This is a genomic window from Breoghania sp., from assembly GCF_030066895.1.
Classification (GTDB): domain Bacteria; phylum Pseudomonadota; class Alphaproteobacteria; order Rhizobiales; family Stappiaceae; genus Breoghania.
This window is the reverse complement of the sequence record NZ_JASJAV010000042.1, coordinates 1-11,279: the sequence shown is the minus strand read 5'-3', so window position 1 is coordinate 11,279 and position 11,279 is coordinate 1. Positions and strand designations below refer to the sequence as shown.

8 protein-coding genes are annotated in these 11,279 nt (G+C 39.9%); 2 read left to right on the top strand and 6 right to left on the bottom strand.

Features of this window, described 5'->3' with window-relative positions; genetic code table 11:
- The 3 genes from QNJ43_RS26250 to QNJ43_RS26240 all read right to left on the bottom strand — a co-directional run.
- A partial coding sequence (locus tag QNJ43_RS26250) for a hypothetical protein (protein ID WP_300474916.1) occupies positions 1–315 on the bottom strand: 315 nt, incomplete at its 3' end.
- A 92-nt stretch (positions 316–407) separates the two neighbouring features.
- A complete protein-coding gene (locus tag QNJ43_RS26245; RefSeq protein ID WP_300474913.1) occupies positions 408–881 on the bottom strand; it encodes a hypothetical protein in 474 nt (157 codons plus the stop codon).
- A complete protein-coding gene (locus QNJ43_RS26240; RefSeq protein WP_300474910.1) occupies positions 875–4,819 on the bottom strand; it encodes a hypothetical protein in 3,945 nt (1,314 codons plus the stop codon). Before QNJ43_RS26240 ends, QNJ43_RS26245 begins: the two co-directional genes overlap by 7 nt.
- Before the next feature lie 297 nt (positions 4,820–5,116).
- Between QNJ43_RS26240 and QNJ43_RS26235 the strand changes: the two genes are divergently transcribed.
- Positions 5,117–6,433 carry a family 16 glycosylhydrolase gene (locus QNJ43_RS26235; protein WP_300474907.1) on the top strand — a complete coding sequence of 439 codons (1,317 nt, stop codon included), beginning with the start codon at positions 5,117–5,119 and terminating at the stop codon, positions 6,431–6,433.
- 378 nt (positions 6,434–6,811) lie between these two features.
- Here QNJ43_RS26235 and QNJ43_RS26230 read toward each other — a convergent pair whose 3' ends face one another.
- The gene (locus QNJ43_RS26230) at positions 6,812–7,720 is read right to left on the bottom strand and encodes an IS3 family transposase (protein WP_300474919.1); all 909 of its coding nucleotides are present in this window, start codon (positions 7,718–7,720) and stop codon (positions 6,812–6,814) included.
- 408 nt (positions 7,721–8,128) lie between these two features.
- Here QNJ43_RS26230 and QNJ43_RS26225 point away from each other — a divergent pair, with 408 nt between their 5' ends.
- Complete coding sequence (locus QNJ43_RS26225; protein ID WP_300474904.1) at positions 8,129–10,057, top strand: hypothetical protein; 1,929 nt, start codon at positions 8,129–8,131, stop codon at positions 10,055–10,057.
- A 72-nt stretch (positions 10,058–10,129) separates the two neighbouring features.
- Here QNJ43_RS26225 and QNJ43_RS26220 read toward each other — a convergent pair whose 3' ends face one another.
- On the bottom strand, positions 10,130–10,897 hold the full coding sequence (locus QNJ43_RS26220; RefSeq protein WP_300474901.1) for a UbiA family prenyltransferase: 768 nt from the start codon (positions 10,895–10,897) through the stop codon (positions 10,130–10,132).
- 4 nt (positions 10,898–10,901) lie between these two features.
- A partial coding sequence (locus tag QNJ43_RS26215; protein WP_300474899.1) for a hypothetical protein occupies positions 10,902–11,279 on the bottom strand: 378 nt, incomplete at its 5' end.

Genomic DNA, 11,279 nt, shown 5'->3' with positions numbered 1-11,279 from the left:
TTCTTTTTGTCCCTCATAAGTCCCTGCCTTTGTCGGTTTTGAGGTAACCAACTCCCCCTCCTCCACATCTTGCAGCACATTATCTAAGTTAAACCGCCCCGATGGATTTTGGATATTATCCCATTGCGGTTTGAATAGGGTAGTGGAGGTCTCCGTAAAACCAAACCCAACCGTGCCGGTTGTAGAGTTCCGCCCCGCTTCTGCTTCAAATTCCGGCAGGGGCGTAAAGGTTTCCGAAACGGTTGGTGCTTCGGAAAAATCCGCTTTCTGAAACAAAAACGGCGAAAAATTACTGCTATAGGTTTGGGGGTTCATGGGGCGAAAATATAATTTTTTATCAACTTAGATACTGGTCTAATTTTTGGGGAGTAGTACAACTCTTCTTATCTAATCATCTTACAAACTATTTATTGTAATCGTTTTAAAGTTGAAAGCAATCTACTTCTTATCGCATTTTGTCCATATTTGTACTTTACAGCATCTAAAAGGCTAAAGCCTTCATTTTCATTTTCTATTTTTTTATTAGGATGATGAATATCTTTTGCTTTTAACCATTTTTCAAATGTTGTATGACCTATATGCCCAAAGTATCTAGTGCCAAATAAAAAAGCAATAAACTTTATAATATCTCCATCAAAAGGTAAGTTCATTTTTTTTAATTCTTCATATTTAATTAAAATTCTATGATAGTTAAAGTCAATCCATAAATAATCATATATTTCCTTGTAATCATCTAAAGTATTGATTTCAAATATTTTTGATATTATCTCAAAATCCCTTCTTGATTCATAAGGCAATTCTTTATAATGCTTTTCAAACCATTCAGAAATTGGAACATATATGTATTTATTATTTTTATACAGTTTAACTTTCTTTACCATGGTATATCATCTATTGAACTATTAATAATGGCATTGTTTACGGTAGATTGTTCGAAAATGATAAAATTCTCATATACTTCATCTACTCCTTGTGCACCGTAAAACCTAACTCCTGAATAACCTTTACTTTTTGCCCAATCTGCGATAACATGGGTATATTCGTATTTATTATCAACTCCAGATAATTTCATTTGTGCAAAAGATGTCCCTAGTTTTTGAATGGTTGATTCATCTGTTAAGTCTAATAAATTATCTACTTGAACATTGGTTATTTCATATTGTGTTACTCCATTGGTTCCGTTATTATTATTTTCAATGGCTTCCATTCTGTTTCCTTTTTTACTTCTACTTGTGTATAACCCTTTCTTAAATCTGTTTCTCAATGGATTCATTGTAGGATTGATATCAGTAACACTATAGCTAGCTCCAGTTGTTTTATAACGATACATGTTTCCATTATAAGTCTTACCTGCAGGCAAGTCAGTAATTCCATTTAAGAACGTTTTCAGTTCATCTCCAGACTGAGCTATAAATCTAGCCCCCCCTTTAACCACTTTATTGGCTTTTGTGGCCCATTTGCCAATGTTTTTCGCCCCTTTGATTACGGCTTTATAAAGGGTAAAAACCTCATAGCCGGCTATCAGCGCTTTGGCAGAATAATACCCCTTATAGCCCGCATTTTGTCCCCACTTTTGGGCAATGCTTTCGTATTCTGCCTCTATATTATTTTGGAGTTTCTGCCATAAACTATCAACCTTAGACAGTTCCATGAGTTGGCGGTAGGTTTCGGGGTTTATGATTTCTTTGTGTTCATAAAGAAAGTCTAATGCCCCATAAAGAAACCCTGTTTCATAAAGCGTTTGGTCGTCTATAAGGTTTTGAAACTTAAAGTTCCAGACGTTATTATAGCCCGTTTTGGCAATATATTCCAGTTCACAAACAGCACAATCGGTTGGCGGAACGAACGAAGACCACTTTTCCCCATCGTAGTATTCATATTCGGTTTTTCCGTCATTATCAGTGAAAACATGAATCAGCAATCCCGATGAAAGCCTTATCAGTTGTTCCCCTTTCTGGCAGGTGGATATTTCTTGTATTTCCAGTTCCGGAATGGTGGTTTTATCAAGAAAATATTGAGGGGTTTCTGTTTTTGAAAGGTTATCGTAGCATTCACGGAACTGCTTCGCCGTCAGAGAGGTATATTCCCCCTCCTCCACGTCTTGCAGCACATTATCCAGGTTAAACCGCCCCGATGGATTTTGGATATTATCCCATTGCGGTTTGAACAGGGCGGTGGAGTTGGTGTAGTTCATCAGGTTTGGGGTCTGCTTGTTGGCCAGGTGGTCCAGCGTAAAGGCCCCGTGCCCTATTTCGTGGGCAATGGTTTTTTGGTCGTCTCTGTTCAGGTTCGTGCAGTTGAAACAGAAACCAACGGTGCCGGTTTTGGGCATAAACCCTGCCACATCGTAGCTTTTTGAATCCCCGAAATACATATAATACGCCTCCTTGTCGTAGTCCGGCAGGTCTTTTATCTGTTTCAGCCACGGTTTTAACTCATTGGGATAGAGCGATATAAGGTTTGTGTTTTTTTCGTAGGTGTTATCTAACCGATAGGGCAAGTCGTCTCCCAGTTCCTGATGCTCAATAAGTTGCACATCAAAAGAGATGCCCGCAGGTCTATAGATGTCGTTCAGCGTTTTTTGCACCTCCTGAACCTGAGTACGTAAAAACGCCGGATTCATATTGCTTTTGGTGGCATGAATTAGAAATAATTTTATGGTTTTTGGGCGATACATGACGGTATTCAGCTTGCCGGTCAGTTGCTGTTTGCCCGATGTGTCGACCCGATAGGCCGAAATAAACCCCTCGCCGGGCGCACTTGCCGGGAGCGACAGGGTTCGGTCGTTGAGCTCTAGGGGCTGCCCCAAATGGGTCTCAAATTTCAGGGTGCTATCTATGTTATGATGTCCCACATCCACCTGGTTTTTTTCGCCCCAAGAGAGGCTTTTCCAGGACACCTGATAGGGGTCTTCCCAAAATCCAAGTACGTCATATTCCGATATAAACGCCTCTTTTCCGTCTTCATACATATCAAATGTGTTGAAGGGCTCCAAAGCCGAAAAATATACCGGCGTACTTGAGGTTTTTACGGGCTCCCGATCCTTCAATTTCTCACGCATGGCATTTACCCGCTTGTTCAGATCTTTGCTCCGATTTTTGATGTCTTTTTCTGCTTGGTTTATTTCTTGTTTTAGGGCTTTTGCCTCATTGCTTTTTGGGGGTAATGTTCCTAATTTTTGGCGTTTCTGCTCTGTTTTTTGTTCCAGTTGCAGCGTTTCTCGTGCATCGTTCATCAGCTGTTCGGCCTGTTTTTGTGTCTCGGCATCTATTTCGCCATACTGCCCCGAAAGAACCTTTTGCATCTCGCCCAGCATTTCGGTCAAAGAATATTCCACATCAAAAGTTGGAACGTCTGCCTCCACTTGGTCATATTCCTGCTGATAATCATTGCTTTCTCTTATGGCTTTTACCACGCCTTTGTACATAAAATAGCGGTCGTTGACCCGGATATTCTCAAACTCGCACTCCACATAGAGGTTCAAAAACAGCACATAGACCGCCCCTCTGCCGGAAAATATGCCGTTTCCGCCCGTAACTTCCAATATATCCATACTCATATCGCCCCCAACGGTTACCACATCGCCGACTTTCAGGGCCGGAAGCGGGGTTTTATGGTTCAAAAGTTCTTCTATTTTGGGGTCTTCATCGGCTTCCGAACAGCTTTCTTCTTCCGCCTCGCTGATGGTGGTAAAGGTGGCGGAGGTATAGGCACTTTCTTTATTGTCGGTGTTTCTTACGGCTTTTATACGGACCTGATATTCGGTTTCTTTGTCCAGGTTTTCTATGGCAAAAGCGGTATTGTTTTCAATGATATTGGGGGTCCAGAGGTCGTCGTCGGTGGTTTTATATTCCAAAACATAGTGCTTGGCTTTGGGTACGGCGTTCCAGTAAAGGTGTTGTTCGGAGGCGCTAAATGCTTCATTTTTCGTGAATTGTGGGGCGTTCATGGGGCTTTTGTCCACGATTTTGAAGCGGTATATTTCGGTAGCCCCCTGGTTGGTAAATCTGTAGGCGGTGCCTTCTCCGACCACGACCACACGCCAGGCATAATCCATTCCAAATCGGAGTGCCGGCTTGTCTGGTCCATAGATTATTTGGTTCTGCGAGGTTTCTTCGGTATATATGGGTTTGGTGTTAAAAACGGCATTTCGGGGGTCGCGTCCCGGCACGGGCGATTCGTAGAGTTCAAAGCGGTATCGGCTATAGCCCCAATTGGCGGTATTGTGTCGTGGCAGCCACTGAAAAATGGTTACGGGGGCAATGCCTCGGTCAACTTCGGCCCGGTCTCGGGGCATAATCAGTCGTGGGGGCGAGGAGCGTTTGAGCCACAAAACGGCACATCTTTTTTGGGAGAGCGAGACCGTTCGGCGACGAAAATCAAACGCCTGAACACAAAATTGATAGTTCCCTTCGGGCAAAACGAGGGTGCGGTCAAAAAACCCGAGTGGCTTGCCGCTAATGTCTAAATATCGCGGTGCCATATAGGCTTCCAACGAAGAAGCCGAGAGGATTTTCGGCACTCCGGGAACAAGATTTATCGGGTTTGCAGAGATAGTTTTTGAGGTTCTGACAGAAAATGTAGCACTTTTGAGCGTTATTTCCAGGTGGACATCGTGCGAAACAACACTGAAATCATTGAGCGTCAGCGTTACATTCATCAGATTATGAAAGGGGCTGTAATATTCGTTGAGAAAAACAGACCCCGGCGGCTGAACAAAAATATTATTCGTTACCGGGTACGTTTGGGCCCAAACGCCGGCAGAAAGGAAAAAAGAGAGGAGGAGAGGACACAAACGCTTTAAGCAATTGCTCGTCATTTTAGGATACTTTCTGAAAAGAATTAAAAGCATATCGTTTTTTTTCCTGCCCTCTGATGAGAATTTTCTTTATGGAACTTAGGCTGTAACGTAGGCAAAGATACTTCAATGATTTGAAATGGAGCGGATTAATCGGTTTATGTGGGTTCTTTTAAGTATATTATTCCCATTTGTGAGACTCTTTTATGGATTATGTTTCCCTTTCATTTGCCGAACAGTGTTTGATGTTGGGCGGAGAGATTATATTTGCTCATTGATAAATCATAAAACCAAAAAACTATATATAAAATGAAGACGATGTTTCCATTTGTTGTTTTATTTTTTCTTTTTGCCTGCGATGAGAGTTCGGACAGTACAAGCGAAGAAGAATACTTAGACCCTAAAGCGGCATTTAACAGTTTGCAAGACACAAATAATTATTTGAAATATACTTTTGAGAATATTTCTGAAAATCACGACAGTTCTTATTGGGATTTTGGCGATAATGAAATCTCGTCAGAAAACAGCCCTACTCATACCTATTCCGAAGGAGGCACATACAGTGTAAATCTTTCTGTTTATACCAAAAACGGAAAACTAAGTCGCTCTTCCGCCACCCTTACAATAGGCAATGGATCAAAATCTGATACAAATGAAGGGAATCCGAAATCCTTTTTCCATTTTGAGCAAGACAAAAATGACCTTTTTACCTACCATTTCCAAAACGCTTCTGAAAACTTTAGCCATTCAGATTGGGATTTCGGAGATGGTCAAACCTCAACGGAGAGAAACCCAACACACACATACTCTCAGGGGGGAGAATATAACATAGAACTGACGGTTTCCAACGCCGATGGGACATCAAACAAAAGCACAAAAACGCTTACCCTGCCCATAAAAACCAAAGAAGGGAAAACTTTAGCTTGGTCAGATGAGTTTGATGGCACAAGTGTCAATACAAACAATTGGAAGTTTGAAACTGGAGATGGTGGCTGGGGAAACCATGAGTTGCAAAATTATACTAACGGACAAAATGTAGAAGTGAGTAATGGCACACTGAAAATCATTGCCAAAAAAGTAGGGGCGGGGCAAAATGTAGGAGACTATACCTCTACTCGCATGATTTCTGCCGGACTTCAAGAATTTCAATACGGAATATTTGAAATACGAGCCAAACTTCCCACCCACAAAGGAAACGGACTTTGGCCTGCCATTTGGATGCTTGGGAGCAACTTCTTTTCTCATACCCCTTGGCCGCTCTGTGGCGAAATTGATATTATGGAATATGTCAGCTACAAACCCAATTTAGTGCATATCGCTCTTCATACTCAGTCTAGTAGTGGAAATACCGTGAACAAACAAGGAGACCTTCCTTTAGAAACCGCAGAGGAAGAGTTTCACAATTATGGTATAATCTGGACGGCAGATGAAATAAAGTTTTACATTGACCAAATTTCAAATGTGGTCTATACCTACAACCCAACGACAAAAACACAAGACAACTGGCCATATAATCAGCCTTTCTTTTTCTTGCTCAATATTGCTGTTGGCGGAACATGGGGTGGAGCAAATGGCGTAGATGATACTATTTTCCCGGCAACCATGGAAATTGACTATGTGCGAGTGTATCAATAAGTAAAATCATATACTCCGAAACATTTGCACTATTTCCTGTTTTTCTCTGAGCGGTCATTTTCAGAATTTTTTTAGCCCGATTTTTTATTCCAGTATCATAATTTCTCGATGGTTTTTCATGCTGTAATATGCAATAAACACATGATTATCAGATAGATAAATAAATAAAAATTTCCCTTTTGAGTGCAAAGGTCTCTTAGATTTGATCACGTTCTTTTGCTCTTTTCATTTTTATTCGTAGCTTTGCGACATAAAAACGGAAACCTCGAGCGTAGCTCTGTTTAGATGGGTCGTTATGGGCAATTAAAACAAGACAAATGAAAAGAATGCTGATTTTAATATTATCAATTACATATTCAATGTACTACTCCCCATTTGTTAGACCACTAATTTTAGATTTTTAGGTGATGTTTTATTTTTAAAATGATATAAATTTTTGGGAATTTCTCGCCCAATTCCCTGATGGGTTCTTTCATGGTTGTAATAGTTCACATATTGTTCTATTTGTGTTTTTAATTCTTGGACATTATCAGTCGGAGTAATATAAATACATTCCTGTTTTATGGTTCGGAAGAATCGTTCTATTACCGCATTATCAGTCGCTCTGCCTTTCCCGTCCATGGATATTTGTATATCATAGCCCTTTAAACACCCCACCCACGTTTGAGAAGTGTATTGGCTTCCTTGATCAGAATTGATGATTTTTGGTTTTCCATACTTGTTTATCAGCCTTTCTATCAAACCTGTCTGATTATCAGCCTCTAAGGTGTTAGATACATCAAAACCCAAAACATACCGGCTGTGCCAATCTATAACCGCTGTCAAATACATAAACCCGCGTTTCATGGGAATATAGCTGATGTCTATCGCCCAAACTTGATTAGCCCTCTCTATCTTTTTCTCTCGCAATAAATACGGATGAATATACGCCCGAATGCCCAATTTTGAAAGGTTTTTCTTCGGATAGTGTGTTTCAATACCCATCCTTCTCATCAGCCTTCTTACTCGCTTTATATTTACCTTGTAGCCCTCCGAAATGAGATAATCCTGCATCTGAAGAACGCCTTTGTAGGGGTGTTCCAAATGATGGACATCAATCAACTGCATCAGCTTTATGTTTTGTGCTTTTTCTCCTTTATGCCCTCTATATAAAAGACTTCTGTTGAGCGATAATAATTCACATTGAACTCTCATACTGATGTCATTATTGTCTTTTTCTATCATCTCTTTGCGTTGTTTTACAGGTCTATCTTTTCTAAGTTTTTTTTTAGAAAGTCTTTTTCTAATTCCAGTTGTCCCACTTTTTTGAGCAATATATCCTGCTTTTTTTCAAGTTCTGCGAACTCTTTTTTTCGTTCAAAAGGTGCCCCAATATGCTCCAAAAACTCCTTTTTCCATTTAAGAATTTGGTTACTGTGAACACCGAAACGCGCTTAAAATGACCAAAGTCTCTTGCTCTTTAAATCTTAGAAAGAACTACTTTTGCCTTAATTTCTGAGGTAAATCTCCGCCTCTGTCTTTGGGTTTTCATAGTGCTAAAATATAATTTTTTATCTACTTAGCTACTGGTCTAATTTTTGGGGAGTAGTACACCCATTTTTTCATAGAAATTATTATTGATATAAATAGGGAAGCAAAATTCTGAATATCGGTTAAAATATCTAAAAATTTTATCTTTTTTTTATAACGGTTTATATGAGCAAAAGAGTATTAACTTTGTCCCGAATTTTTAAAAGAAAAATAACAATCCCATTTTTAAACCCAAATCGTATGAGAACTTTTGCTTTAATCCTTTGCACGTTATTTTTTGTTGCCTGTGGGGGCGATGATGATAATAATGGTAATGATAACAACACGCCCCAATCTTCTGAAAAAGCCATTACCGGTTTTACCTTTGAAGCCGACAATAATAACAATGTCTTAGACACCGATGTAACCGCCAACATAAGTGGCACGACCATTACTGCTACCGTGCCTTTTGGCACGGATGTAACCGCCTTAAAACCCACCATTAACATAAGCGACAAGGCGACCATAAGCCCCGCTAGTGATACGGCGCAAAACTTTACCAACCCTGTAACCTATACCGTTACCGCCGAGGACGGCAGTAACCAAGACTATACCGTTACTCTTACCGAAAGCGGTATTACTGTTGCCCTTGGGCTGACCAACATAACCACCTTTGAAGAAGACTTTGTAGGGAAAATAGCCGATGCCGTGTTACTTATGCCCTATGCCGACAAAGACAACGGCATTACCGCCACCCTTACTGACGATACCGACCATACCTACGAATTAACCATTATGTATGGTACTGATAGCACCACCCTTAACCCTGCCACCGACAGCGATGCCACCATAGAAAACAACACCCTTACCTTTAAAAAAGTGGGGTATTATGAAATAAACATTACCGCCCCCAGTTTAATAACCAGCAACACCCTGAAAGTACAAGTAGCCCCCAATATACCCGATGATGTCTTTAGGGCACATTTACAAGATGAAATACCCAACGCCTTTGAAGGCGACCTCTTAGACCCCGAACACACGGATGTAACCGGAAGGCCATCTCTCTTTCCTAGTGATAACACTATTAACCCTATCAAATCCTTAGAAGGTATTGCTTGGTTTACAAGTTTGACAATACTTGACTGTTTCGCTAACCAACTGACGACTCTCGACGTATCTCAAAATACAAGTTTAACAGAACTTGATTGTTCTCTAAACCAATTGAATACTTTGAATCTCCCTCAAAATACGAGTTTGACGACTCTTCGTTGTAATGAAAACCAACTGACGACTTTGGATGTGTCTCAAAATACGAGTTTGGCGTTACTTCGTTGTAATGAAAACCAACTGACGACTTTGGATGTGTCTCAAAATGCGAGTTTAACGAACCTTTCTTGTGGAGATAACCAACTTACTACTCTCGATGTCTCTCAGAATACCAGTTTAACGACCCTTTCTTGTGGAGATAATCAACTTGCGACTCTCGATGTCTCTAAGAATATGAGTTTGACGCACCTTTTTTGTGAAGGTAATCGACTTGCGACTCTCGATGTGTTTCAGAATACGAGTTTGACGACCCTTTCTTGTGGAGATAATCAACTTGCGGATTTAGATGTCTCTCAGAATACGAGTTTAGAGAGACTTCAATGTTCGTCCAACCAACTTGCGACTTTGAATGTGTCTCAGAATACGAGTTTGACGCGCCTTTCTTGTGGCGGTAATCAACTTACGGCTTTAAACATTTCTCAGAATACAAGTTTAGAGGAACTTGAATGTCAATCCAATCAGCTTACGGCTTTAGACCTGTCTAACAATGTTCGTTTATTCTGGCTTAATGCTCATTCTAATCAACTTACGGCTCTCGACGTGTCGGATACTCGTTTGACACTTCTTCGTTGTTATAACAATCCTTTAAGCACGCTTATTTTACCAACTACAGAGTTTAGAAATACCTCAGATGAAAGGGGCTTATGGATACCCGAAGATTTTCAATGTTTAGACGCTTTAATAACCTTAAAAAACGCTACGCAAGGTTTGTTCATTAGGCTGTACGATGGCACGACAGAGACTAACGGCAATTTTGACCCTACGGCTTCGGGGGTTTGTGGGAATTAAGAAGAAAAAATAGGATTATTATTGATGCAGATATACGGATAATATAATTGAACAATTGATTCTTGAGGTTATTCACTCAGAAAATATGAACTTGAGACAGTATAACAAAAAAGAAAGCCCCTCAACGCAAAAACTGAAATAAAAAGCATTTTTCCGCCGTTTTCCCGATAGGGCAATAATCGGAAAAATGAAAATCATAAAAACAAACCGATAATCCCAATCCAGGTCAAAAAGAAGCAGAGAGAGGAAAATGAACAACAGGCTGAGGAAAATACTGGCTCTGATGCCAATGAGGTGAGGAATGGTTTTGACCTTATTTTTTCTGTCAATATCAATATCGCGGATGTCAAAAGGAATGGTAATGGCAAAACAAAAACAAAACATTGCCACAAATGGTCTTGTCCAAAAAATATTGGAAAAGCCCAAGCCAAAAGCCACAGGAACAACCCAAATGCTCCATACCAGAGCAATAACAAAAATTTTCAGAAATGGAATTTTCTTTATTCCTAATACCCGATACGGGGTTGGAATTTTGTATAAAAGAATAAACGGAACACCAATAATGGACCAGATTTGAGCGTTTCTATCAAGCAATAAAAACAAAAAAAACGAAACCGACGAACTAAATATCAAAAAAGGAACAAAGCCCAACTTTTTTTGCTTTAAGCCCGAAAAAAACACCGGAAGCCTCAAATACGTATAGGCACTAAGCCCCGAAAAAAATATGAACCATTGGTTTATGACAGGAGCGTTTTGTTGCAGTTCAAACTCGTTGAACCAGACCAAAGACAGCAAGCAGAAAGCAACCCAAAAGTAACGTTCAACGCCCCAAAAGACCACAGACCTAAAAAATTTTCTCAAAAATTTCATGCGAAATAATTTTCCCTCTCACATCAACCTGTTCTTCCAAAAGAGTCATTAATTGATATAACAATGATTTACGTTCTCGCTTATGAAGCAAAGAAAAATCATCTAAATCTTCCAATACTTCAATTTGTTTTTGAAAAAACTTGCTGAGGTTTGGGGCTTTTGAAACTTCAAAATCAGACGAACTCCCGGCCTCCGAATAAACCCCAAGAAGTTTCAAATACTGGATAATAAAATAGTGTGGAAGAAATTTTAAATCCTTGATTTCTCGTTCCATTATGAGGTTTTTAAGGTTTAAAAACAGGGAAAAAAGGTGTTCGGAATAATAATTTTCAGATAGGGTTTTGTCAAAAAC

Coding starts and splice junctions, on each gene's coding strand:
- QNJ43_RS26240 (WP_300474910.1), bottom strand. CDS start 4,819: ATGACGAGCAATTGCTTAAAGCGTTTGTGTCCTCTCCTCCTCTCTTTT.
- QNJ43_RS26245 (WP_300474913.1), bottom strand. CDS start 881: ATGGTAAAGAAAGTTAAACTGTATAAAAATAATAAATACATATATGTT.
- QNJ43_RS26225 (WP_300474904.1), top strand. CDS start 8,129: ATGAGCAAAAGAGTATTAACTTTGTCCCGAATTTTTAAAAGAAAAATA.
- QNJ43_RS26235 (WP_300474907.1), top strand. CDS start 5,117: ATGTTTCCATTTGTTGTTTTATTTTTTCTTTTTGCCTGCGATGAGAGT.